Genomic DNA, 25,243 nt, shown 5'->3' with positions numbered 1-25,243 from the left:
GCGCGGATCGAGCTCGATCGAATTTTCACGAATTGTCTGGTTTTCTTGGTTGCGCATGAACAGATCCAGCAGCACGTTCGATATCGCCATCGAGCAGGCGTTCGATTTTCTGTGTCCGGAATACGCAGAGTTGTTTGACAACTCCGCCGCCACCGCGTTCCAGCATCCACAGTGGCTACACAGCCTCTATGCTAGGCTGGCATCTCATGCAGGGGCAACGCGTCTCATCGTCGTGGTCCGCCATCGCACGACGCGCGCCCTTGCGATGGTGCTGCCTCTGCTGCGGATCCGGCGTGGTCCGATACGGACCGTCGAATTCGCCGACCTCCGCGTCTCCGACTATCTGGCGCCGGTTTGCAGCCCGGGAGCATTTTCTCAACTGCTCGCGGACGAGAGCGCATGCGCGGAGCTTCGGAGCCTCCTCCGCCCTTTCGACCTGCTCCGCATGACCAAGCTTCCCGACGGACGGCTTCCGATCGAGAACCTCCTGGCTGCACCCCGCCGCGTCTCGATGGACACCAATGCCTACGCGACCGTTCTCATCGCGCCGTTCGAGCAATGGCGGGCCAGCGCGATGGATCGCTCCTATCAGAAGGAACTCGCGAAGAAATATCGACAGCTCCAGAAGAAGGGCGCCTTGAGCTTCTCGTGCTGCAACGATAGCGCCTCCATGCTCGACGCGCTGGAGGTCATGAAGAAATTTCGCGGGCCGCGGTTTCAGTCACAAGGCGACGGAGATCTGCTCCAGCGCCCTGAGTATTTCGACTTCTATTCCGAGGTGGCCCTCCGCGGCCTCGGCTCCTTTGTGCGGCTCTATGCCATGAAGATGGACGGCGAGGTGATCGCCGCCGTGCTCGGATTGTGCCACCGCGACACCTTCCACGTCATCATGAGCGCCTTCGACATTGCGGGCTACAAGAGCCAGTCGCTGGGCGCGCTGATGTTCGAGCAGGTGGCCAGGGATTGCATCGAGCGCGGGGACCAGATGCTCGACTTCACCATAGGTGACGAGCCGTACAAAAAACTGTTCGGCGGGCAGCCATCGCCGATGTGGGCGGTCACAAAGGCCGGCAGCACCGCAGGCGCCGTCGCGTTGTTCGCGCTGAAGCAGGCTCCTTGGCTCAAACTGGCCGCCAAGCGGATGTCGGAGTTCAGGCTTCTGCCGACTCGCACCTCGACCCCGACACGCTGACGAGCGCGGGACGCCAACGGCCGGGGCGCTCAGGCGCGAAGCGCGCTGCGGACATGCGCGAGCCAGCCTGGCCGCATTTGATCGACCCGATGGGTGATACTGCGGCGCAGGAAGTGCAGCCGCCGCCGCACATCCCAGCCGATATCGTCGCGCGAGGTCAAGGCTTGGCGGAATCGTGCCATCTTCAGTGACTGCTGGTCTGCCGCGACCTTGTCGCGATCGGAATAGAATTCCGAGATCTTGTCCCTGTTCATGCCGGGAGTCATCAGCCACCGCGGCACATATTCGGTACAAAGACGCTCGACGTCCACCAGCAGGCGCGCGACGCCGGTTCCGGCGGCGGGACAGTTGGTCTGGAACGCATCACCAATGAGCACGACACCGGGCTGAAGGTGGCCCTCGACGACCGAGAGGTCCATCACCCAGTTCTGTATCCGGTCAATCACGCGGAAGTCGCCGAGATAGGTCTGCAATCCCGGCAGCAGGCGCAGAACGGTCGCTTCCGTTTCGCGACGTAGATCGCGCATGATCGGATCGGCCGGGTCGCGGAACATGAAGAGATTCGCCCTCATACCCGCGCGCACGGGAAACAGGCTGAGGTAGTCGACGCCGTCCCCTGTGCGCTCGCCGTAACAGGTCAGCGCGTTGAAATCGAACGGCGCGCCATCGCGTCGGGCGATCGTAAAGCCGAACGAGACCGAATGGCCCGCAGCCAGCACGCGCCGCCTGATGCCGAGCTTGTGGCCGAGAACTCCTGCCATGCCCGTGGCCAGAACGATGAGGCGCGCAGTGACGCGCCGCCCGGAAGCGAGCTCGAGATGCTGGAGCTCGTCGCTACAGCTGATCGCAGTGACCTCGTCGACGATCAGGCTGGATGGATCAGGTAACTGGCTGCGCGCCATCGCGACGAGATCGGCATAGGCAAGCCCGTAAGCCTGGCCGACGCTGACATCGACCACCTTGCCTTCCCGGATATTGAGCACGCGGTCGTATGGACAGGCGGCGCTCTCGAGACCACGGATGAAGCCCAGCCTGCGGAACGCCTCCAGCTGTCGCCCGCCGATCTTTTCGACCCGGAATTCGTTCGGATAGACCGCACGCTTGTCGACCAGGGCAACGCGATGCCCTGCCCGCGCAAGAACGGCTGCCGCCAGCGACCCCGCAAGGCCACCGCCGACGATCGCGATGTCCGTCGCGATCGACGCGCTTGCCGCAGCGGCGATCGGCTCAGTCACGGTTGTATCGGTCGTCATGGTCCGGGCTCTCACGGTTAACGTGGCTTCATTTGCAACTTTCTCGCCTGATGTCGCATCGCTGGGCCAAACGCGATGATTTCCGGCGATCGAGGTTAATGACGGGAGGAAGATCTGGACCTGCGATGTCCCGGCACGGACCTTGCTCAGGAGGCTCTGCAGAGTTCACGCCTTGATAGATCCGCGGCCATTCCGGCGAGCCATTCCGCATTCGAACGGCTGACCGTGCTGTCCTCGGCGGTCGATCTGGCCCTTTGCCGCCCCCCCGGTCGAGCCGGGCCTTGCACTATCTGGAGACAATGGAGACGGCGATGTACCACAGTGAAGCAACCGACTTGGCCGCGACGTCGTGTATGGCGAACTCCTGGAAGCCGCTCATTAACACTCGCGGTTTTTCGGCATGCTAGGCTGGCGCCGGTATCGGCACGTATCTCTTCAGGGGAGAGTTGCCCCTTAACGTCCATGATCGAATCCATCATCCAACTCATGCGGCGCGACGTGACGCGCGGTGTCGTCGGGACCATCCTCCTCAAGGTTGGAAGCGGCGCGCTTGCGTTTGCGGTATTCTCGCTCGCGGCACGAACGATGTCGCCCGACGGTTTCGGTATCTTTGCGACCTGGCTTTCGGTTGCCCAGGTCGCATCGGTCGTGGGCCTGGTCGGCCAGGAATCGCTCCTGGTGCGCTTTCTGAACGAATATCAGGTCGGAAATCGACCCGATCTCACCAAGGGAGTGCTGCTGTCCAGCCTGAAGATTTCCTCCCTCGCGATGCTGATTGTGGTCGCCGCAATGTCGATTGCGGCGAGCTTGAAGGGCGACTGGTGGCTGCTGATCCTCGCCGTGTCCGCCTACACCGCCGTTAATGCGGGGGTGATGCTCGGCAGCCAGGTTGCGCGCTCGTTGGTCAGCATCCTCATGGGCGAGGGAAACAGAGAGTTCTTCTGGCGGGTCGGTGTCGTCTTGTTTCTGCTCGCAATCATGTTCGACCATCGGCGGCTCGACCCCGCCGAATTGTTCGCCGTGATGACGATCGCGATGTCGGTTGGCCTGGTCGCGCAGGTCGTTTCGATTGTGCGAGCTCTGCCGGATCTTCGCGGTACGGCGGCACGGTCCGAGCCGTCTCGCTGGAGATCGAGCGCGCTTCATTTCTGGATCGCATCCGTCCTGGAAGCCGCCAATCAGTATTTCGACGTCATTCTGGTGTACTGGATGCTGGATCCGGCGACAGCCGGCATCTATTTCGCCGCCTCGCGCCTTGCCAACATCTTCGCCATGCTGTCGGCGGCGCTATACAGTTTCGGCGCGCGCCGGCTTCCCTCGCTGTACTTCAGCAAGAACCATCAGGAATTCGAGCGGACGTTGCAGCTGATGGCGGAGGTGACCGCGCTTTGTGTGGTCAGCGGGCTGTTCCTGATCTGGATCGGCGGCCCCCATCTTCTCAACCTGTTCGGACCTCACTTCGCCGCGCAGCACTGGGTCCTTATCGTGCTCGCGATCGGAACGGCGTTTCAGGCAGCGGGCGGTCCATCCGCGGCGATCTTGCAGCTCACCGGCCATGAGCGCATCTATGTCCCCGTCGTTGCGGCGAACGTGGCGTTGCGGGTGGTCGGATTTCTCGTGCTGATTCCCTGGCTTGGCGTGCTTGGCGCGGCGATCTCGGCCACGGTGTCGTTGGCGCTAGCGACCATCGCGCTCAACGTCCTCTGTCGCCGGCGAACGGGGGTCGATCCTTCAATTCTCGTGCTCTTGCGCCTCGGCGGATCGAAACGCGGCACGTACGCAGTCCGCGGCGCTGACGCGGGCGATTAGGCTTCGGTTCGATCGCGACAGGCAGCGCACACGCCGGACGACGATCAACCAGCCAGGCCGAGCGCTGCACCCCGACGTTGAGCCGACGACGAGTCTGCTGGCACACGATTGACGACGATCCCGGTCGGCACGCCGCCAAAGCGAGAGAGCGCGGCCGTGACCCTGCGCATTGCGGCTGAATCGATTGCGTCTTCGCGGACGACCAGAATGACGAGATCAGCGTGAGCGGCCAGCGCCGCCGCCTCCGGCTGCAAGGCCAGAGAGGTGGCATGGATCACGATCAGATCGAACTCCGAACGAATATCGTCCGCGGGCGACGATTCAGGTCCGTTGCCGACGTTCAAAAGCGCATCGATGCTGCGAACGTCAGCGGTGGTTGCGCCATCCACCGGCGCCTTGGCGAGGCTGGCCCCGGCACCACCGAGATCCGGCTCGACCCGGATCAGGACGCTCAGCTTTCCCCTGTTCAGCGCCCACCGATTGAGCGAGCGCGCGACGGTGTTGCCGCCGGCCCGCTTCCCTACCGACATCACGAGAGCAACCCTACCCCGGCTTCCAGGCAATTGCTCCAGCCTGTCAATGAGCGGACGCAGATGAGGACCGAGATCGAGCTCACTCGTCGCGGACACCGGACCTTGCCAGATGTTTCTTGGGACATCGCTGGGCAAGAGTTCGGGAACGCGGGCCCACACCGGCGGACGCGACCACGCGCCGGGCTGGCGCGGAGCCGGATCGGGGGCGCGAACGTCCGGAACGGGTTTGTTCGATCTGCGTCCCGTTGCCGCGACGACCGCCGTCGATGTCAGCAGCGATCCGATCGCCAGCGCGGCGAGCAGCAAAGACAGCGGCGGAAGGGTCGAGCGAAGCGGCGGAATGGCGGGCGAGGCGACCTTGGTCTGAGAACTCTGCAACAGGCGCTGTTCATTCGTCGTCTTGGACCGCGAGAGGAATTGCTCGTAGATGTTTCTGTTGGCCTCGGCGTCGCGCTGTAGCTCCTGGAGCCGGACCAGAGCCTGACCGTCGACCAGGAGCTGCGATTCAGCCGCCTTCATCTGGCTTTCCAGAGCCTTCTGCTGATCGCGCTGAGCCTCATATTCCGACTTCGCGGTATCGATGCCTTTCGTCCGCTCGACCTCGATCTGTCTGTTCAAATCGTTTAGCTGGCTGTACGACATCACGAGATCGGGATGGCGATCGCCGAGCACCGCCCGCTTCTGCGCAATCTGATCATTGAGGGCCGACCGCTGGGCGCGCAACGCGCTCAGGAGGTCCTGCTTGACGGGACCCTCGACATTCGCCTTCGCGTCACGCTGCGCCTGCTCGTAACGGGCTTTGGCCTCCTCGGTCCGCGCGCGGGCAGCGGCGACCTGCTGCGACAGCTCGGTCACCCGCAATTGCTGGGTCGTTGCGTCCTTGCCGGCGTTGACGATACGGTGCTCGAGCTTGAATGTGGCGACGGCGTCCTCCGACGCCTTCAGCCGGTCGCTCAACGTCTTGAGCCGGCCACCGAGCCAGTCGGCAGCCTCGTCGGTCGCCTCGGTGCGGATGCGGCTCTGTCTGGCGACGAACGCCTCGGCAATGGCGTTGGCATAATAGGCAGCCCGCTCCGCCCGATTCGAGGTGAAGCGGATGGCGATGACATAGGTCAGCCCGCGACGGGAAATGTCGAGACGGTTGCGGAAACGCTCGAGCAGGCGCGCGGGGGCCGTGTAGCCGCCGGAAATGTCTTCGTCATCGCGAATCTTGAGCTGCTCGATCAGCGGCTCGAGAAAGCCGTCGGACTTCGCCACTTCGACCAGGCTTTGCAGCGCGGCGCTATCTTGCCCTATGCCCGGCAGAACGTCCTGCTCCGTGGTCACGCGTTGCTCGCGGGGATCGACGACGACCAGTGCGGTCGCTGCGAACCGCACCGGAATCATCAGGAGAACGACGGCGCCAAGCGCGAAGATCGCAAGAGCGAGCGTCAATATCCGCCGAGCGTTTTCGCGAAGGAAGGCGAGCACACCGGCGGCAGTGAACATACCGCCAAAGCGTGCAGCGGCTCCGGCGGCCTCATCGACGCCCGACGAATTTTGGCTCCAAGACGCGGCAACGCCGGTCGATCCGGAACTTGTCGGGTCTGCGCGGCGACCGAACGTCATGGACTCTACTCGGATTCAACTGGCGAACACTGTTCAGTGGCCTGCTCCACCGTAAATATCTATGGTTAATCCGCGGTTACCTGCCCCTCGCGCGACCATCACCAATTGGTTAACGCGGTCGCTCACTTCGTTTGCAAACCACCAGAATTCTCTGGCAAACGATGCCGTTCCGGCAGGCAGCGCATTAACTCCGTTTGTTGCTAGCCGGTGTCCGCGCGATGCTCGCATGGTAGGTACGGGATCAAGAAGGGTGAAAATTTCGTTTCTTCAGCGGGTCGGGATCCGTGCTCCATTACCAGCCAAACAAGGAGTTGGGCGAGACGACTGCGACAGCACTCATGCCGTCCGACGGCAGCGGGCCGAAGCTTCATGTCCTTCTCGTACAGACTCAGGCCGAAAACGCCGGCGCGCAGGAGATCTCCAGGCTGCTCGGTGCGGGCCTTACCGCCCGTGGCTACCGAGTCACCAATCTGTTCTTCTTCCGCCAGTCGGATTCGTTCGACGAGCCGCCCAATACGTTCTATTGCGCCTCGAGCCGGCCGGGCAATCCCCTGGCCCTGCTGCGGATGCTGTGGACGCTCGGCCGCCATATCCGGACCAGCCGACCCGACGCCGTTCTGACCTTTCAGCATTTTGGCAACGTGATCGGCGCCGGCGTGTCGCGCCTCGTCTGCCGCGCGCCTGTCATCGCCAATCAGGTTTCTTCCGCGCTCTCGATGAGCTGGCCCGTCCGCGCTGCCGACGTCGTGATGGGCAGTCTCGGCTTCTTCGACCGCATCACGCTCAATTCGAAGGACATGCAGCGCGAATATTCGCGCTACCCCGCGGCCTATCGGTCACGCATGGTGCATGTCCCGCACGGCTTTGACGACAAGGCCCTTACCCTGCCGAAGGAAGCTGCGCGACAAAAATTCAGTCTGCCGCCGGATCGCATCTTACTTGGCTGCGCGGCGAGGCTGCACCCGCACAAGCGGCTTGATGCGGCGATACGCCTGTTGCCGGATCGACCATCCTGGCACCTTGCACTGGCCGGACAGGGAGCCGACGAGGCCCGGCTGAGACAGTTGGCGGATGAATTGAACGTATCGGACCGGCTGCATCTGCTCGGCGAAATCGCCCCGCGTCAGATGGCGGATTTTCTCGCCTGTCTGGACGTGTTCGTGTTCCCGACACAGGCCGAAACCTTCGGCCTGGCTGCGGTCGAAGCCGCAAACGCCGGTGTCCCCTCCGTCGTCACCGATCTTCCCGTGTTACGTGAGGTGTTGTCCTTCGAGGGAAAACCTACCGCGCTGTTCGTCGATGCCTCCGATCATGCGAAGCTGTCGACGGCCGTCTCCAGGCTGCTGACGGACCAGCAACTGAGCGAGGAACTGCGACAAAACGCCAAAGGCCTGCGGCTGCGCTATTCGGTAGATGCCATGGTGGAGGAATACGCTCGGATTCTCGGCCAGGTCATCTGACCGGAATGTGTGGGAACAGATTGGCTCGACATGATCATCGAGTTTCGCTGTGAACGAGAGCATGCGCGGCGGTGGATGGACCGCGACGCGCTGTCGATCGACGGCCGAGATGTCCCGCTTCAAATCGCCTGGACCGCAACGACGGAGGCACGGCCCACAGGCCTCGACGCGCTGTTCGAACTCGAACGCATGGTGTTGCACAGAGGCCGGCACAGCGGCGCCGGCAAGCTGAAGATCATCCCGGAACGGATGCAGGCTCGCACCGGGACGGCCGACGTGATCGTCGATTTTACGGGCGCCGCGCGCGATCCCGATTGTTCCGCCCGGCTGTATCTGCGCCCTCTCTTCAACGGTGTCGCCGGCGAAAACGCCGCCCTCGCCGCCATTCTGGCCGGCGACCTGCCGGTGATCGAGATCGTCAACGAGCTCGACGGTGCAGTGCTCGATCGCGGTCACCCCTCCGGAGAGATTGCGGCCGGCTTGAGTGGCGCACTCGAAACCGTCATGGCGCGAACCCTGACCATGGTGGCGGCAATCCTGTCGGGACGGCCGCGCATCGTGCCGCAGCTGGCGCGCCCCGCCGGAGACGGCACCGGCCGGCAGCCGGCGGCATACGTTGCGCGCGGCCTCGCCGTGTCGATCGCCAAGGAGATCTATCGGCTCTGCTGCTATGCCCCGCATTGGCAAATCGGATGGCGCTTCAATGACGGTGCAGGCGTCTGGCAGACCGGAAATCTGTCCGGACCAGGCTGGAATGTCCTCTGCGATCCCGGCCATCGCTTCTACGCCGATCCGTTTCCCATCATATGGCAGGGACGGACATTCGTCTTCTTCGAAGATCTCGATCACCGGATTGGAAAGGGGATCATTTCCGCGATCGAGTTCAACGACGCAGGTCCGGTCGGCGAAGTCGTACCGGTGCTGGAGGAGCCCTGGCACCTCTCCTATCCGTTCCTGATCGAGAACGATGGTGCGCTGTGGATGATCCCGGAGAGCTCGGTTCACGGCGACGTCGCGCTGTACAAATGCGTTCGTTTTCCGGACAAATGGGAGCGTCACGCGACGCTGCTTTCCGGCCTCGAACTCGCCGATGTCACGATCACGCAGCACAACGGCCTGCACTATCTGTTTGGAGCCTGGCGCGACGGCGCGGGCGGCTATTCGGATGCGCTGGCGATCTATTACGCCGATCGCCTCTCGGGTCCGTGGTTGCCCCATGCTAGCAATCCGGTCCTGATCGATCGTGCGAGCACACGACCGGCGGGGAATTTCGTCACTATCGATGATAAATTGTGGCGGCCCGTCCAGAATTGTACGGACGGTTACGGTGCAGCGCTCGCACTAGCGGAAATCGTCGAATTGTCGCCGACGACATTCGGGCAGATCGTCCGCCATTCCCTCAAGCCCGGACCGGCATGGCCCGGACGGAAGTTGCACACCCTGAACCGCTGCGGCCGGCTCGAGGTGATCGACGGATCGCGCGTTCAACCGAAGACCCGCGCCTTCACGAGCAGATCTCCATCGGCCGTCTTGTCTCCGCGAGCCAATCCACACACCGCTTACTGAATCGCTTAGCAGACGGCATCGCTCAAGACGCCGCCCGTCATCTCGTGTGTCGAGCGCACCGGCTAGGGGCGGCGTTCTACTGAGAACGATCCGACGTCCAGCCCTTGTACTCGGCAACATTGTCCCTGGTCACGAGCTTCGAAGGCAACAGCTCGACGGTCGAGGCCGGCTTCTGGCCATTGAGAATGCCGACACCAACCTGCACGGCCCGACGCGCCATGAAGAACGGATCCTGCGAAGCCGACGCCTGGATCTGCGGCGACTGCGGATCTTTCAGCGCGGCCTCGATATCAGGTGCGCCGTCGACCGCCGTGATGACAATCCCGCTGCGGTTTTGCTGGCGCGCTGCAAGGTCGGTGCCGATCGCCTGCGGATCATTGATGGCGAAGATGGCGTCGATCTTGGGGAAGCGGGTCAGATAACCCTGCGCGACGGTGAGCCCGCCCTCTCGCGAGCCTTTGCCGTCCTGGTCGCTGGACAACACCTTGATACCCGGGTTCTTCGCGAACACGTTCTTGCAGCCGACGACACGGTCGATCACCGCGGAGACCTGCGGCCCGTTCTCGATGATGACGTCGCCCTTGCCCTTCAGTTTGTCGACGATGTACTGGCAGGAGATCTCGCCGGCCTGCACGTTGTTCGTGGTCACGGTGGCGTCGGCGCCTTCGGCCGCAGTGTCGACCGCGACGACGACGATGCCAGCGGCCTGCGCCTTCTTGATCGCCGGCCCGATCGCCTTGGGATCACCGGGGTTCAACAGAATCAGGTCGACGCCGGCGGCGATGAAATTGTCGATCTGAGTGACCTGCTTGCCGAGGTCGTATTCGAAGCCGACGGTCGTGATCTTCACGTTGGGATTGGTCTTCTTCGCCTCGAACTCGGCGCCCTTCGACAGCGCGACGAAGAACGGGTTGCCCATCGATCCCAGCGAGACGCCGATCGACTTGAGCTCCTTGGCAAAGGATGGCGCGGTGCTTAGGGCAAGCGTCACCGCGGCGCCGGCGAGCGTGATCGTCTTCAACATTGGCTTCCTCCCTGGTCTGTCTTCATCTCCGGCACGGCAGACCAGTTGCCGCAACGGAATCTCTCATCAAGCCATGCGCACTCCAGGTGCGCGCCAAACCCATCAAGTTCTCGCGGAGCCTTCACGTTCTGGCAGAGCCCTGCAGCCGGTAGCGGTCCAGCGCCACGGCGCCGATGATCACCAGGCCCTTGATCACATATTGCCAGATGTCGGAGACACCGATGAGGATGAGGCCGTTCGACAGCACGGCGATGATCAGCGCGCCGACCAACGTACCCCAGATCGAGCCGATGCCGCCGACGAATGAGGTGCCGCCAAGGATCACGGCGGTAATTGCGTCGAGCTCGTAAGACTGGCCGAGTTGGAGGCCATTGGCCGCATAGAGCCGCGCCGCCTGCATGGCGCCCCCGAGCCCGGCGAAAAGGCCGGAGACGCCGTAGACGAAGATCAGCACGGCCCAGACCTTGATGCCGGCAAGCCGCGCCGCGCTTTCATTGCCGCCTACCGCATAGATGTGCACGCCGAGCACGGTCCGTCGCAGCACCAGCCACGAGGCGAGGATGACGAGCAAGGCGATCACCGAGAGCCAGGGGATCGAGGCGACGCCGGGGACGAGCGTCAGCGAGCCGTTGCCGATGAAGGCATAAGGAATGGACGGATTGAAGACGGTGGTGTCGGCCCCGAGTAATCGGGCCAGGCCGCGTACGGCGGTGAGAGAGCCGAGCGTGACGATGAAAGGCGGCAGGCGAAGCAGCGCAATCAACACGCCATTGACGACGCCAAAGCCAAGGCCCGTGAGCAGCGCGGCTGGCAGCCACAGCATGCCAAGCGGCAGCTTGGAGAGCGTCAATCCGGCCATCGCGGAGGCCGCCAGGATCGAGCCGACCGACAGGTCGATGCCGCCCGTGAGGATGACAAAAGTCATTCCCGCAGCGAGCACGGTATTCACTGCGGCCTGCTGCAATACGATGCCGAGATTCTGTCCGGTGAAGAAGCGGCCCTCGGACAACAGGTGGAAGCCGATGCAGAGAATCAGCAGGACTGGCAGCATGCCGAGCGCGCTGATCAGCATCCTTATGCGCTGACGCTTCGTCTCCTGCGCAGCCGCAAGGCCGGCAGCGGCAGCCGCTTCCGCTTTCGGCGAGCTGTCATGCATCGAGTTGCTCCGTCCCTGTCGCGAGCGCCATGATGTCTTCCTGATTGAGGGGAGCCGCAGCTTCGCGCCTGATCTCACCGGCGATGTGTCCGGCGCGCATCACGATGACGCGGTCGCAGATGCCGATGATCTCGGGCAAATCGGATGAGATGACGAGGATCGCGGTGCCGGCCTTGGCCAGATTGTCGACGATCGAATAGATCTCGGACTTGGCACCGACGTCGACGCCACGCGTCGGCTCGTCGAGGATCAGAACCTTCGGCGCAATAGCGAGAAGCCGCGACAGCAGCACCTTCTGTTGGTTACCGCCGGACAGGCCGCCGGCGGGGACGGCGACATTGGCGGCACGGATGCTGAGCCCCGCGAAGGCCCGCTCGGCGCGCTCGCGCGCCTTGTCGCGATCCAGAAACCAGCCGAGCTTCGCATCGCGCGCGAGCACGGCGAGATTGATGTTGTCCAGGCATGACATGTCGAGAAACAGGCCGAGCGCCTTCCTGTCTTCCGTAAGATAGGCGATGCCAGCCTCAAGGGCCTCGCCCGGCGTGCGGATCTCGATCGGATGTCCCTCCAGCTCGATACGGCCGGAGGACTTGCGTGCCGCGCCGACGATGAGATGCGCGAGCTCGGTGCGACCGGCGCCGATCAGGCCCGCGAGCCCGACGACCTCACCTGCGTGCACGGTCAGCGAGCATCCCTTGACGCGCTGGCCGTCCGCCATGTCGATCGCTCGGAGTACCGGATGTCCCCGCCCCGCCTCCGGATCGTGATCCTTCTTGTAGAACGAGGAGACGTCACGCCCGACCATCAACCGGACGATGGTGTCGGCGCGGATCTCAGGCTTGTCGAGCGAGCCGACCAGCCGGCCGTCGCGGAGCACGGTGACGCGATCGCCGAGTGCGTAAACCTCGTCCATGCGATGCGAGATGTAGATGATGGCAAGCCCCTCGGCGCGAAGCTGGCGGATCAGCGCGAACAGCCGCGCGCTCTCGCCGGCTGACAACGCGGTGGTCGGCTCGTCCATGATCAGGATCTTCGATCTGGCATGCAGCGCACGCGCGACCTCGACCAGTTGCCGCTGGCCCATGGAGAGATGCGCCACCAGCGTCGAGGGCAGGAAGTCCGCGCCCAGTCGTTTCAGGATCGGGCCGACGCCCTCGCGCATGGCGCCGCGCGCCAGCAATCCTGATCGCGATAGCTCCCGTCCCAAATAGATATTCTCGGCAACACTGAGATTGGGAGCGAGCGACAGCTCCTGATAGATGATCGAGATGCCCGCCGCGCGGCCGCCGAGCGGGCCTTCGATCCGCACCGGGCTGCCCTCGATGCGGATCTCGCCGCCGGGATCGGGCCTGTAGGCGCCGGACAGGATCTTCATCAGCGTCGACTTTCCGGCGCCGTTCTCTCCCATCAGGGCGTGAATTTCGCCGGCATAGACGGTGAGATCGACGGCCCGCAGCGCCTTGATGCCAAAGAAGGATTTCGAGACCCCGCGCATCTCGAGGATCGGATCGTTCATCGTGCCTCCCGGCGCACAATGCGTTTCCCACCCGCGTGTCTATCGGTTTGTCAGCGCGGTTCGCGCATTAAACAAAACGTCGCAGCACAGGGCAATACCGAACAGACGTGAATGCAACATCGAAGCGATGCTAGTGGCGCGGCCGATACAGTTCGCGCCATGCGGGAGGCCGCTCTGCATAAGCAGCGACCAGTTCAGCGTCGGGCTCGAACGTCTCGATGCGCTCTGGCCGCGTGCAGACGGCGGCGATTGCCTCACCGGTGACAGCAAGTCGCCCCAATCTCGCCGCACCGAACGCGGCGCCGGTCTCACCTCCGGCAAAGCGATGGAGCGGAACATTCAGCACGTTTGCCAGCACCGAGAGCCAGAACCGGGACCGTGAACCACCGCCAATGGCATCGGCTTCCGCAATCGCAATGCCGGCATCCGCGAGCGCGTCGCGACAATCGGCAAGCGCGAAGGCAACGCCTTCGAGCACCGCCTGCACGATCGTCCCGCGCTCGGTGCCGTGGCTCAGACCATCCAGCATGCCGCGCACGGCGGGATCGTCGTGCGGCGTCCGCTCGCCTGCGAGATAAGGCAGGAAGCTCACCGGCGATGGCGCCTGGGGGCGCACTCCGAGCGGCGCCAGCAACTCTGCCTCGCTGACGCCGAACAGGCGCGCGGTCCAGGCGAGGCAAGAGGCGGCCGAGAGGATCGCGCCGGCCTGAATCCACATGCCGGGAATGGCGTGGCAGAATGTATGCACCGCGCGGTCCGGATTGGCGGCGATGCTGCTGGTCGGAGCCATGAGAGCACCGGAGGTTCCCAGCGATATGAACGCGCTTCCCGGCCGGATCGCGCCGATGCCGACGGCGCCGGCCGGATTGTCGCCGGCTCCGCCCGCGATCACCGGCTGCCGGCTCATGCCCCAGCGCCGCGCGAGCTCGCCGCGCAGGCGCGTTGCGGGCGCGCATCCCTCGACCAGGCGTGGCATGTGATCGCGCGTCAGGCCGGTCGCTGACAGTGCTGCGTCCGACCAGTCCCGGCGCGCGGCGTCGAGCCACAGCGATCCCGACGCATCCGAAACGTCTTCGATGGCCTCGCCGCTCAGCACCAGGCGCAAATAGGCCTTCGGAAGCAGAACGAGCCTGGTCGCCGCAAAGATGTCAGGCTCGTGCGCCGCGACCCAGAGCAGCTTCGGCGCGGTGAATCCCGGCATCGCCTTGTTGCCCGTCGTCGCACGCAAGGCGGGCCAGCGCTGCTCCAGGATACGGCACTGAGCGCCCGAGCGCCCGTCGTTCCAGAGGATGCAGGGCCGCAAGGGCCTCAAGCTCGCATCGAGCAGCGTGGCACCATGCATCTGGCCGGACAGCCCAATGCCTTCGACCGCCGCCAGCGCGTCGGCATGCGATGCCTTCAGAGCATCCAGCGTGGCAAAGGTCGCATCGATCCACTGCGCGGGATCTTGCTCGTAATAGCCGGATTGCGGCGAGACGGTCGCGAGCGGCCGGCTCTCGCTTGCAATCACGTGCTGCGCAGCGTCGACGAGAACCGTCTTGACCGCCGAGGTGCCGAGATCGATGCCGAGATACATGAATGCGTCCCGCTCACTTCGCCGCGTCGATCCAGATTCCCGGCTCCGAATGCTCGCGGATGTAGCTGACGAGGAAGTCGGAAAACACCCGGATCTTGGCCGGCAGCCTGACGCGGTTTTGATAGGCGATGTTCATGGTGAGCAGTGGCAGCTCCCAGCCCGTCAAGACGGGCACCAGCCGGCCGGCCGCGATATCGCCCTGCACGATGTAAAGCGGCTGGATCAGGATTCCGAGTCCCGCACGCGCTGCGCCACAGATGATCTGGCCGTCATTGCTGTCGAGCGTCGGCGCGATTCGGACCGTCTGCGTCGTGCTGCCCTGGCTCAACCGGAGCGAATAGGGATCATTGGCGAGATTGTAGATCAGCATGTTGTGACGGGTGAGATCGGTTGGATGCTCGGGCCGGCCCTGCTTCTCCAGGTAGGATGGAGCGGCCGCGAGCACACGATGCATCTGGCCGATGCGGCGGACGATGATGTTGGAATCCGGCTCATGCTCCCGCGTGCGTATCGCGACGTCAATGCCGGCTTCGATGAAGTCGGGGTAGCGGTTTGCGCTGATGATCTGCACGCTGAGATTGGGATAGAGCGCGCGGAAGGCAGGCAGCATCGGAGCGAGGTAGATCATCGCGAAGGACAGCGAGCTCGTCACGCGCAGCATGCCCTTCGGCGACAGCGCGCGGTCCGAGACCGCGTCCTCGGCCTCGGCGAGCTCGTTCAACAGCGTGCTGCAACGCTGCAAGAGTTCCTGCCCCGCTTCGGTCAGCCATTGCCGGCGCGTGTTGCGCTCGATCAGCCGGACCGCAAGCCGCTCCTCCAGCGCACTGAGATGACGGCTCGCGGCCGCGTTCGACATCCGCAGGTTTTCGGCAGCTTTGGAAAGACTGCCGAGTTCAGCGGTTTTGGAGAAGACCTCGAGTTGGAGCAGCCGGTCCATTTTTGCAGAAAGAGGAAAAGAGACTTACAAATTTTGACCTTTATTTCCGATTCCTGCAAGGCAAAATGGCGCCAACAAAGCACAATCGCAGGCGAGGAAATCAGGAAATGTCGGGCCCGATCAGGCACATCGTGATGTGGCGGCTGCGCGGGGAGACGCCTGCGGAGCGCTCCGCCGCCCGGATCAAGGTCAAGTCCCTGTTCGAGGGCCTGCGCGGCCGGATCGACGGCCTCACTCACATCGAGGTCGGTCTCGACGTCAGCGATGTCGACTACGCCTGCGACGTCGTTCTGTTCTCCGAATTCACCGACCAGGCTGCGCTTGCCGCCTATGCCAGCCACCCCGAACATTTGCGCGTCCGCGAGGCGCTGGGCGACTTGCGGATCGGGCGCTTCCAGGTCGATTATCCCATTAAAGAGACCGGCGCATGATCGGGTCGTTCACCTTTGAAAACCTGCCCTGCCGCGTCGTGTTTGGCAGCGGAACGCTTGCTTCAGCCAAAGCCGAGGTCGAACGGCTCGGCGGCAAGCGCGCACTGGTGCTGACGACGCCGCAGCAGGAGGCGCAAAGCAAGAGTCTCGGTGCAGCGCTCGGATCAGTCTATGCCGGCCTGTTTTCCGGCGCCACTATGCACACGCCAGTCGAGGTCACCGAGCGGGCACTGGCGGCGATGAAGGCGTGCGAGGCCGACTGCGTCGTCTCGCTCGGCGGCGGATCAACCACCGGCCTTGGCAAGGCGCTGGCCTTGCGCACCGGCGTCAACCAGCTCTGCATTCCCACCACCTATGCCGGCTCGGAGATGACGCCGATCGTCGGCCAGACCGAGAACGGCCTGAAGACCACGGTCCGTGACGCCGCCGTGCTGCCGGAGACGGTGATCTACGACGTCGAGCTGACCCTGACGCTGCCGGCGAGCCTGGCTGCGACCTCAGGCATCAATGCGATCGCACATGCGGCGGAAGCGCTCTATGCGCGCGACGCCAATCCCGTGACATCGCTGATGGCGGAAGAAGGCATCCGCGCGCTGGCCCGCGCCCTCCCCGCCATCGCCGCGAGGAGCGACGACCGCGAGGCCCGGACCGAAGCGCTCTATGGCGCCTGGCTGTGCGGCGTCTGCCTCGGCACCGTCGGCATGGCGCTGCATCACAAACTTTGCCACACGCTCGGCGGCACCTTCGATCTGCCGCATGCCGAAACGCACACGATCGTGCTGCCGCATGCGCTGGCCTACAACGCACCGGCGGTGCCGGATGCGATGGCGCGCATCTCGCGCGCGATCGGCGCGGCCGATGCGTCGCAGGGGCTGTACGACCTTGCGAAGCGACTGGGTGCAAAGCTCGCGCTGCGCGACATCGGCATGCCCGAGAGCGGCATCGGCAAGGCGGCCGATCTCGCTGTCACCAATCCCTACTGGAATCCGCGGCCCCTCGAACGGGCCGCCATCCGCGACCTGATCGCGCGCGCCTGGGCCGGCGAGCGGCCGGCCGCCATCAAAGCGGTGACGTGACGCGATGCGGCGCACGCTGATCCAATCCGCCATCGTCATCAGCATGGATGACGCGATCGGCGATCTCAATACCGGCGACGTGCTGGTCGAGGGCAGCCGCATCGCCAGCGTGCGTCCGTCGATCGATATCGGCAGCGGCGAGGCAGAGATCATTGACGGCACCGGGCGGATCATCATTCCCGGTCTGATCAACGCGCATATGCACACTTGGCAGACGGCGCTCCGCGGTTATGCAGCGAACTGGACGCTGCTCGAATATTTCCGCCGCATGCATGCCGGGCTCGCCACCGTATTCCGGCCGGACGACATCTACATCGCCACCTTGATTGGCGCGCTGAACCAGATCAATTGCGGCACGACGACACTCGTCGACTGGTGCCACAACAATCCGACGCCTGACCATACCGACGCCGCGGTCAGCGGCCTGATCGAGAGTGGCATTCGCGCGGCCTTCTTCCATGGCTCGCCAAAGCCTGAGCCGAAGCCCGGCGAGCCGCATTTCTCTGAGATCGCGCATCCGCGCCGCGAAGTCGAGCGGCTGTTGGCAGGTCCCCTCGCCGACCGCGACGGGCTCGTCACGCTCGGGCTCGCCATTCTCGGCCCGCATTACTCAACGCTCGACGTTGCCATGCACGACTTCCGCTTGGCGCGGGAGCTCAAGCTGATCGCCTCCATGCATCAGGGCGGCGGTCCCGCCAAAACGCCCGGTGGCTGGGAGAAGCTGATCGAGGCCGGCCTCGTCGGCGCCGGCATCAACGTCGTCCATGGCAACGATTTGCCCGACGATCTCCTGGACCGGATGGTCGATCTTGGCGTGTCGTTCTCGGTAACGCCGGAGAACGAGATGATCCAGGGTCACGGCTTTCCGGTTACCGGACGGTTGCTGAAGCGCGGCGTGCGGCCGACGATCGGCATTGATCTCGAATCCGTGCTGGCCGGCGATCTCTTCTCCGCCGCTCGCGTCGCGCTCTCGATGCAGCGGGCGCTTGACAATGCGGAGACGCGCAAGGCCAGCGGCACCATCCCGGCGACGACCACGATCCCCGTGCGCGAGGCGCTGCGCTGGATCACCACGGAAGGCGCCCGCATGCTCGGCCGCGAGAACCAGATCGGTTCGCTGGCGCCGGGAAAGCTCGCCGACCTCGTCATCATCAACGCCTCCGATCTCAACCTCTTCCCGGTGCACGATGCGGTCGCAACCGTCGTGATGCAGACGAGCCTCGTCAACATCGAGGCGGTCATGATCGGCGGCGCCTGGAAGAAGCGAAATGGCCGGCTACTGATCGAAGGGCTAGAGAGCAAAAAAGAGCTGCTGGCGCAATCCGGCCGGCGGCTGGTGCAGGACATCGAACAACAGGGACGCGCCGCCTGAAGGCGCCAGTGGACAAGAACAATGACTGACGCTTCAAGGAATGTCGCTTTCATCGGGATCGGCAAGATGGGCCTGCCGATGTCGGTGCTCGTCACCAAGGCCGGTTACGCGGTCAGCGCGTTCGATCAGAGCGCGGCGCGAATCACCGAGGCACGCGCGCAAGGCATTGCGATTGCCGCTACGTCGGCCGAGGCCGTGAGCGGCAAGACGGCAGTGGTCACGTCCCTGCCCGACGACGCCGCCTTGCGCGGCGCGCTGCTCGATCCTGCCGGCCTCATGGCCGCGATGACGCCCGGAGCTGTTCTCATCGAGACCAGCACTGTGAGTGTGGAGGCCTCTACTGAGATTGCAGCCGCCGCGCAGGCGCACGGCATTGCCTATCTTCGCTCGCCGGTCTCCGGCAATGCCAGCATCGTCCACACCGGCGCACTGACCTGCTTCGTCTCGGGTCCAAAGGACGCCTTCGAAAGCGCAAAGCCGCTGTTCGCCGCCTTCACCCGTGCCCAGACCTATCTCGGGCCCGCCGAGGAAGCGCGCTATGCAAAACTCTCGGTCAATCTGATGATCGCGGTTTCGGCCGCGATGATGGCGGAGAGCCTGGCGCTGGCACGCAAGGGCGGCATTGCCTGGCAGGACATCTTGAAGGTGCTCGACGACAGTGCCGTGGCTTCGCCGATGGTGAAGTACAAGACAGCGCCGCTGCGCAACCGCGATTTCGAGTCCACTTTCTCCTGCAAGCAGATGGCCAAGGACCTCGACCTCATCCTCGGCGCCGGCCACGCCGTCGGCGTTCCGCTACAGCTAGCGGCGCAAGTGCGCGAGACCTATGGTTCGCTGGTCGCGCAGGGCGAGGGCGAGGCCGACTTCATTGCGACCGTCAAGCATCTCGAACGGCTGGCCGGCCTCGGCGAGCCGAAGCTGTGATCAACGGAGGCACACATGCGTAACTTCAACGAGAACACGATCACAGACGCGGTGCTGGAGCGGATCGCGCGCGCGACTGATCCGCGCATCAAGCAAATCAGCGAAGCGCTGGTCCGTCATCTTCATGCCTTCGTCCGCGAGGTGCGGCCGACCCAGAAGGAATGGGAATACGGCATCGACTTCCTGACCCGCACCGGGCACATGTGCGACGACAAGCGCCAGGAATTCATTCTGCTATCGGACACGCTCGGCGTCTCCATGCTGGTCGATGCCACCAATCACCCGGTGCCCGAAGGCGCGACCGAGACCACGGTGCTCGGCCCGTTTTTCGTCCAGGCTGCGCCGGAGAAGGATAGTGGCGCCGATATCTCGGGTCCGATGGAAGGCGATCCGATGCTGGTCACCGGCTCGGTCTCGAGCGTCGACGGAAAGCCGCTTGCGGGCGCCGTGGTCGACGTCTGGCATTCCGACGACGACGGTTATTACGACGTGCAGCAGCTCGACGCCATCGGCGATCTCGCGATGCGCGCGCGCTTTCACACCGATGCCAATGGCCGCTTCCATTTTTGGTCGATCAAGCCGGCGGCCTATCCGATCCCGCATGACGGCCCGGTCGGCGAGATGCTGGAAGCCCAGGGCCGCCACCCCTGGCGCCCCGCCCATGTGCATTTCATGATCTCAGCGCCGGGTTTCGAGCAGCTCGTGACGCACGTATTCGTCGCGGGCGACCAGTATCTCGACAGTGATGTGGTGTTCGGCGTCAAGGACAGCCTGATCCGCGAATTCGTCCGGCATCCCGCCGGCCGTGCGCCGGATGGTCGCATGGTGCAGCGCGAGTATTTTCACCTCAATTACGATTTCGGCCTGAAGCAGGTCGCGAGCAACGCAAAGGCCGCTTAAGCTGAAGCGGCAGCGGACCAACAAGAGTCCGGCAACAGGGGGCGGACGGAGAGCTGAGGATGGGACCGCGGGTCAGCACGAGCATATTGGCCGATCGCCTTACCGGCATGATCGGCCCGCGCGCGAGCGTTGCGCGCGGCGTGCTCGACCAGCACGGGCAGAGCGAGTCGCATTACCGCAACTTGCCGCCCGACATCGTCGTCTTCCCTGAAAGCACGCAGGAGGTCGCCGAGATCGTGAAACTCTGCGCGAGCGCGGGCATGCCGATCGTCCCGTTCGGCGCCGGCACTTCGCTCGAAGGCAATGCGGCCGCGGTCGCCGGCGGCGTCTGCTTCGACTTCGCGCGCATGAACAAGGTGCTTGCCGTCCACGACAGCGACATGGATGTCGTGGTGCAGCCCGGCATCACGCGAAAGCAGCTCAATGCGGAGCTACGGACGACCGGCCTGTTCTTCCCGATCGATCCCGGCGCGGACGCCTCGATCGGCGGCATGACGTCGACGCGCGCCTCAGGCACCATGGCGGTGCGCTACGGCACCATGAAAGACAACGTCATGGCGCTGGAGGTGGTGCTCGCGGACGGGCGGGTGATTCGGACGGCTAGGCGCGCGCGCAAATCGGCGGCCGGTTATGATTTGACGCGCATGTTCGTCGGCGCGGAGGGCACGCTTGGTGTCATCACGGAGATCACGCTGAAGGTCCATCCCGTGCCGCAGGCGATCTCGGCCGCAGTGTGCAGCTTCGATAGCCTGCACAATGCCGTCGATACCGCGATCTCCGTGATCCAGTCGGCGATCCCCGTTGCGCGCATCGAGTTGCTCGACGACGTCATGATGCACGGCATCAATGCCTATGCAAAGCTCGGCTATCGCGAGGCCCCGACCTTGTTCTTCGAATTCCATGGCTCCGCGGCTTCCGTCGCCGAGCAGGCCGAGGCCGCGCAGGCGATCGCCGCCGACCATGGCGGCCATGGCTTTGCCTGGGCCAAGGCGCCGGAAGACCGCAGCCGGCTCTGGCACGCTCGGGACAACACGCTCTATGCCGGCCTCGGCTTGCGGCCCGGTGCGCGGGCGGTGATCACCGATGTCTGCGTGCCGATCTCGCGGCTGGCGGAATGCTTGACCGAGACGCGGCGGGATGCGGACGCGCACGGCTTCACGGCACCGATTGTCGGCCATGTCGGAGACGGCAATTTCCACATGCTGATCCTGATCGACCCGGCAAAGCCCGACGAAGCCGAAGGCGCCAAGGCGCTTCAGGCGCGCATGGTCGCCCGGGCCATCGCCATGGACGGCACCTGCACTGGCGAGCACGGCATCGGGCTCGGCAAGATCGACTATCTCACCGACGAGCTCGGCGAGGCCGTCGACGTGATGCGGTCGATCAAGTCCGCGCTCGACCCTGATGGACTGATGAACCCCGGCAAGATCTTTGCGAGCGGAGCCATGGTATGAGCGACGCGCTTCCGATCGAGGTCACCTCGCCCACGCCGCTGCTCGAGCTGCGCGGCATCAGCAAGGAATTTCCCGGCGTCAAGGCGCTCGATGACGTTTCCTTCGCCATCTACCCCGGCGAGGTGCATATGCTGCTGGGCGAGAACGGCGCCGGCAAGTCGAGCCTGATGAAGGTGCTGTGCGGCGCCTACCGCGCAGACTCCGGCGAGTTTTACCACAAAGGCGAGAAGGTTGCAGTCAACTCGACTGCCGATGCGCAAAAGCTCGGCATTGCCGTGATCTTCCAGGAATTCTCCCTGGTCCCCTATCTCGACATCGCTCAGAACATCTTCCTCGGCCGCGAGCCGAAGGGCCGCATTCCCGGTACCATCGACCGCCGCCAGATCCTGGTTGACGCCAGGCGCGTGCTCGGCACCATCGGTTTCGACATCGATCCCTCCACCACCGTCGACAAGCTCGGCGTAGCGCAGCAGCAGATGGTCGAGATCGCGAAAGCAATCAGCCAGAACGCCCGCATCCTTGTGATGGACGAGCCGACCGCGGCGCTGTCGGACCGCGAGACCGAGCTGCTGTTCGCGCTGATTGCGCGGCTGAAGGCCGACGGGGTCTCGATCGTCTACATCTCCCACCGCATGGCCGAAGTGTTCGCACTCGGCGATCGCATCACCGTGCTGCGCGACGGCCGCCGCATCGACGGTGTCCGTCCCGCCGACGTCACGCCGGACCAGCTCGTCCGGATGATGGTCGGCCGCAATGTCGACATGACCTATCCGCGCCATTTTGCCGCCAAGCCCGGCGAGGTGCTGCTGGAGGTCAAGGGCCTGACCGCGCCGACCGGCATCTCCGACATCAACATCGAGGTGCGCCGGGGCGAGATCGTCGGCCTTTGCGGCCTGGTCGGCTCGGGCCGCAGCGAGGTTGCGCGCGCCATCTTCGGCGCCGATCCCGTAACGTCGGGCGAGATCGTCTTCGACGGCAAGACCATTTCCGGCGAGCCCGACCTCGCGACCCGTCGCGGCATCGCGCTGATCCCGGAGAGCCGCAAGAGCGAAGGCTTGGCCTTGCTGCGATCAGTGAGCGACAATCTGGTGGTGTCGGCGCTGCGAAAATTGTTTCCCAGCGGCCTGTTCGACCAGCGGCGTGCGCAGCGCACCTCCGACGGCCTGATCCGGCAATTGAGGATCGCGACACCGAGTGCGCGGCAGACCGTTGGCCTGCTCTCGGGCGGCAACCAGCAGAAGGTCGTGATCGGCAAATGGCTAGCGGCCGGCTCGAAGCTATTCATCTTTGACGAGCCGACGCGCGGCATCGATATCGGCGCCAAGTCGGAGATATTTGCCCTGATCGACCGCCTCGTGGCGGAGGGCGCGGCCGCCCTGATGATCTCGTCCGAACAGGTCGAGATCTGCCATGTCTGCGACCGCGCCTATGTGATGCGCGAGGGGCGTATCGCCGGTCATCTGACACGCAACGAACTGACCGAGGAGAACATCGTGCGACTGGGGATGCATCATGCGTGAAGCCGCGATCGTCTCAGAGCCCAATCCGCTGCAACGCATTCCCGGCGTCGCCATGGTGCTGGTGCTGCTGATCGCGCTGTTCAGCGTGATCGCGCCCGGCTTCCTGTCGGTCGCCAACCTCTCCAACGTGCTGGTGCAATCGACCATTCTCACCATGCTCGCGCTGCCGATGACGCTGATCATCATGACCGAGGGGCTGGACCTGTCGATGGGCGCGGTGCTGACGCTGACCTCGCTCTGCGTCGCGATCGTATCGCTCGCCACGAAATCGATGTTGCTGGGCTTAGGTGCCGGCCTGCTGGTCGGCACCGCCTTCGGTATCGCCAACGGCTGGCTGGTCGCCATCCTCGGCATTCCGCCCTTCGTCGCGACGCTCGGCACGCTCGGCATGGCGCAGGGCCTGTCGCTGATCGTCAGTGACGGCCAGAGCGTGGTCGGCATTCCCCACAGCGTGCGCGACATCTACTCGGCGACGCTTTTGGGCATCCCCGTGCCAATCGTGATGGCGCTCGTGACCTACGCGGCGTTTCACGGCCTGCTCTATCATACCCGCTTCGGCACCTACATCTTCGCCCTCGGTGGCAACCGCGAGGCGCTGCGCTATGCGGGTCTCTCGCCGAACCGGCTCTTGATCGCGGTCTATGCGATCGGCGGCGCCATGGCTGGCATCGCCGGCCTCTTGATGACCGCGCGGATGAATTCCGGCCACCCCACCGCCGGCCTCGGGCTTGAATTCGATGCCATCGCGGCCGTTGCCGTCGGGGGCACCTCGTTTGAGCGCGGCAATGGCTGGCTGCTCGGCACCTTGCTCGGCGTTCTTTCCGTCGGCGTGTTGCGCAACGGGCTGAACCTGATCTCGTTGCCGTCCTCGGTGCAGGTGGCAAGCGTCGGCGTGCTCGTCATCGTCGCCCTGTTCCTCGATGGCCTCAGGAGCCGCGCATGACCGACATCACCAAGGACGCCATCGCGCCGCCCCGCTCGTTCCTGTCGCAGGATGCGATCCAGCTGTTCTATCGCCTGCTCGCGGCGCTGCTGATCTGCGCCGTGCTCGCCGTGCTGAGCGATTCCTTCCTGAGCCTCGGCAACATCCTCAACGTGCTGAGGCAGGCGAGCCTGACCTTCTTTATCGCCTCCGGCCTGACTCTGGTGGTGCTGACCGCCGGCCTTGATCTCTCCGTCGGCGCCAATGTCGCACTGTCTGCCTGCATCGCCGGGACCGTGATCCACAAGACCGGCTCGCCGGCGCTTGGCATCCTCACCGGGCTTGCCTGCGGCGGCATCGTTGGCCTCCTCAACGGCATCATGGTCACCGCGCTGCGCATCCCCTCCTTCATCGCCACCTACGGCATGCTCTGGGTGCTGAACGGCCTCACCTATTGGTACATGGCGGGCGAGACCCTTCACGGCTTCCCCGCAGGCTTCCGCCAGATCGGCAGCGGCTACCTGTTCGGCCTGCCGATCCCGGTCTATCTGCTGCTGGTGTTCCTCGGGATCGGAACGCTGTTCGCGCAGCGCACGATCTGGGGCCAGGAGATCTATGCGATCGGCGCCAATCCGGTCGCCGCCCGCCTCTCCGGCATCCCGGTCGCGCGCCGCCTGCTGCTGGTCTACACCGTCTCCGGCACCATGGCGGGACTTGCCTCGATTATCTTCCTGTCGCGGCTGAACTCGGCCGAGGCCGACATTGGCGAGAGCCTGACCTTGCCCGCGATCGCGGCCGTGCTGATCGGCGGCACCTCGCTGTTCGGCGGCGTCGGCACGGTGTTCGGCACGTTCATCGGCGCACTGATCCTGACGCTGGTGCTGAACGGCATGAACCTGCTCTCGGTCAGCGCCAACTGGCAGCCGCTCGTGACCGGCATCATCGTCATTCTCGCGGTCTGGCTCGACATGAAGACCCGCCGCCGCACGCAATGAGCTTTTGAGGTTCAAACAA

At 64.4% G+C, this 25,243-nt stretch carries 20 protein-coding genes; 13 read left to right on the top strand and 7 right to left on the bottom strand.

Annotated elements, in window-relative coordinates:
- Positions 1-55 precede the first annotated feature (55 nt).
- On the top strand, positions 56-1,192 hold the full coding sequence (locus tag IVB01_RS09040; RefSeq protein ID WP_346015463.1) for a GNAT family N-acetyltransferase: 1,137 nt from the start codon (positions 56-58) through the stop codon (positions 1,190-1,192).
- Between the two features lie 29 nt (positions 1,193-1,221).
- Here the strand turns inward: IVB01_RS09040 and IVB01_RS09035 are convergent, their stop codons facing one another.
- Positions 1,222-2,445: an NAD(P)/FAD-dependent oxidoreductase gene (locus IVB01_RS09035; RefSeq protein ID WP_247415339.1), complete on the bottom strand. Its 1,224-nt coding sequence runs from the start codon at positions 2,443-2,445 to the stop codon at positions 1,222-1,224.
- A gap of 462 nt (positions 2,446-2,907) precedes the next feature.
- On the opposite strand from IVB01_RS09035, the gene IVB01_RS09030 reads away from it, so the two are divergent.
- Positions 2,908-4,254 (top strand): polysaccharide biosynthesis C-terminal domain-containing protein, encoded by a 1,347-nt coding sequence (locus IVB01_RS09030; protein WP_247278150.1) that lies wholly within the window; start codon positions 2,908-2,910, stop codon positions 4,252-4,254.
- Between the two features lie 44 nt (positions 4,255-4,298).
- Here IVB01_RS09030 and IVB01_RS09025 read toward each other — a convergent pair whose 3' ends face one another.
- Positions 4,299-6,395, bottom strand: a complete 2,097-nt coding sequence (locus IVB01_RS09025; protein ID WP_247494416.1) for a GumC family protein — start codon at positions 6,393-6,395, stop codon at positions 4,299-4,301.
- A gap of 284 nt (positions 6,396-6,679) precedes the next feature.
- On the opposite strand from IVB01_RS09025, the gene IVB01_RS09020 reads away from it, so the two are divergent.
- Both IVB01_RS09020 and IVB01_RS09015 read left to right on the top strand, forming a co-directional pair.
- Complete coding sequence (locus IVB01_RS09020) at positions 6,680-7,855, top strand: glycosyltransferase family 4 protein (protein ID WP_247494415.1); 1,176 nt, start codon at positions 6,680-6,682, stop codon at positions 7,853-7,855.
- Positions 7,856-7,885: 30 nt separating this feature from the next.
- Positions 7,886-9,421, top strand: coding sequence for a hypothetical protein (locus IVB01_RS09015; RefSeq protein ID WP_247278153.1), 1,536 nt, complete (start codon positions 7,886-7,888; stop codon positions 9,419-9,421).
- Between the two features lie 76 nt (positions 9,422-9,497).
- Here IVB01_RS09015 and IVB01_RS09010 read toward each other — a convergent pair whose 3' ends face one another.
- From IVB01_RS09010 to IVB01_RS08990, 5 genes are all read right to left on the bottom strand, one after another.
- Complete coding sequence (locus tag IVB01_RS09010) at positions 9,498-10,445, bottom strand: ABC transporter substrate-binding protein (protein ID WP_247278154.1); 948 nt, start codon at positions 10,443-10,445, stop codon at positions 9,498-9,500.
- Positions 10,446-10,566: 121 nt separating this feature from the next.
- On the bottom strand, positions 10,567-11,601 hold the full coding sequence (locus IVB01_RS09005) for a ribose ABC transporter permease (RefSeq protein WP_247278155.1): 1,035 nt from the start codon (positions 11,599-11,601) through the stop codon (positions 10,567-10,569).
- Positions 11,594-13,117: a sugar ABC transporter ATP-binding protein gene (locus tag IVB01_RS09000; protein ID WP_247278156.1), complete on the bottom strand. Its 1,524-nt coding sequence runs from the start codon at positions 13,115-13,117 to the stop codon at positions 11,594-11,596. The genes IVB01_RS09005 and IVB01_RS09000 overlap by 8 nt, the downstream gene beginning before the upstream one ends.
- Before the next feature lie 130 nt (positions 13,118-13,247).
- On the bottom strand, positions 13,248-14,693 hold the full coding sequence (gene xylB / locus IVB01_RS08995) for a xylulokinase (protein WP_247278157.1): 1,446 nt from the start codon (positions 14,691-14,693) through the stop codon (positions 13,248-13,250).
- A 13-nt stretch (positions 14,694-14,706) separates the two neighbouring features.
- Positions 14,707-15,630, bottom strand: a complete 924-nt coding sequence (locus tag IVB01_RS08990) for a LysR family transcriptional regulator (RefSeq protein ID WP_247278158.1) — start codon at positions 15,628-15,630, stop codon at positions 14,707-14,709.
- Between the two features lie 107 nt (positions 15,631-15,737).
- Between IVB01_RS08990 and IVB01_RS08985 the strand changes: the two genes are divergently transcribed.
- From IVB01_RS08985 to IVB01_RS08945, 9 genes are read left to right on the top strand one after another with little or no spacing between them, the layout of a single operon-like run.
- Positions 15,738-16,061 (top strand): Dabb family protein, encoded by a 324-nt coding sequence (locus IVB01_RS08985; RefSeq protein ID WP_247278159.1) that lies wholly within the window; start codon positions 15,738-15,740, stop codon positions 16,059-16,061.
- Complete coding sequence (locus IVB01_RS08980) at positions 16,058-17,137, top strand: maleylacetate reductase (RefSeq protein ID WP_247278160.1); 1,080 nt, start codon at positions 16,058-16,060, stop codon at positions 17,135-17,137. The genes IVB01_RS08985 and IVB01_RS08980 overlap by 4 nt, the downstream gene beginning before the upstream one ends.
- Positions 17,138-17,141: 4 nt before the next feature.
- On the top strand, positions 17,142-18,509 hold the full coding sequence (locus tag IVB01_RS08975) for an amidohydrolase family protein (protein WP_247494414.1): 1,368 nt from the start codon (positions 17,142-17,144) through the stop codon (positions 18,507-18,509).
- A 21-nt stretch (positions 18,510-18,530) separates the two neighbouring features.
- Positions 18,531-19,433 carry an NAD(P)-dependent oxidoreductase gene (locus IVB01_RS08970; protein WP_247278162.1) on the top strand — a complete coding sequence of 301 codons (903 nt, stop codon included), beginning with the start codon at positions 18,531-18,533 and terminating at the stop codon, positions 19,431-19,433.
- Between the two features lie 15 nt (positions 19,434-19,448).
- Positions 19,449-20,333, top strand: a complete 885-nt coding sequence (locus IVB01_RS08965) for an intradiol ring-cleavage dioxygenase (RefSeq protein ID WP_247494413.1) — start codon at positions 19,449-19,451, stop codon at positions 20,331-20,333.
- A gap of 59 nt (positions 20,334-20,392) precedes the next feature.
- On the top strand, positions 20,393-21,787 hold the full coding sequence (locus IVB01_RS08960; protein WP_247278164.1) for an FAD-linked oxidase C-terminal domain-containing protein: 1,395 nt from the start codon (positions 20,393-20,395) through the stop codon (positions 21,785-21,787).
- Positions 21,784-23,307, top strand: coding sequence for a sugar ABC transporter ATP-binding protein (locus tag IVB01_RS08955; RefSeq protein ID WP_247278165.1), 1,524 nt, complete (start codon positions 21,784-21,786; stop codon positions 23,305-23,307). Before IVB01_RS08960 ends, IVB01_RS08955 begins: the two co-directional genes overlap by 4 nt.
- Positions 23,300-24,250 carry an ABC transporter permease gene (locus tag IVB01_RS08950; RefSeq protein WP_247278166.1) on the top strand — a complete coding sequence of 317 codons (951 nt, stop codon included), beginning with the start codon at positions 23,300-23,302 and terminating at the stop codon, positions 24,248-24,250. The genes IVB01_RS08955 and IVB01_RS08950 overlap by 8 nt, the downstream gene beginning before the upstream one ends.
- Positions 24,247-25,224 carry an ABC transporter permease gene (locus IVB01_RS08945; protein ID WP_247278167.1) on the top strand — a complete coding sequence of 326 codons (978 nt, stop codon included), beginning with the start codon at positions 24,247-24,249 and terminating at the stop codon, positions 25,222-25,224. Before IVB01_RS08950 ends, IVB01_RS08945 begins: the two co-directional genes overlap by 4 nt.
- Positions 25,225-25,243 lie beyond the last annotated feature (19 nt).

The sequence above is a fragment of the Bradyrhizobium sp. 164 genome (genome assembly GCF_023073715.1).
In the GTDB taxonomy this organism is placed as follows: domain Bacteria; phylum Pseudomonadota; class Alphaproteobacteria; order Rhizobiales; family Xanthobacteraceae; genus Bradyrhizobium.
The sequence above is the reverse complement of the archived record's forward strand: the minus strand, read 5'-3'. Positions and strand labels throughout refer to the sequence as shown.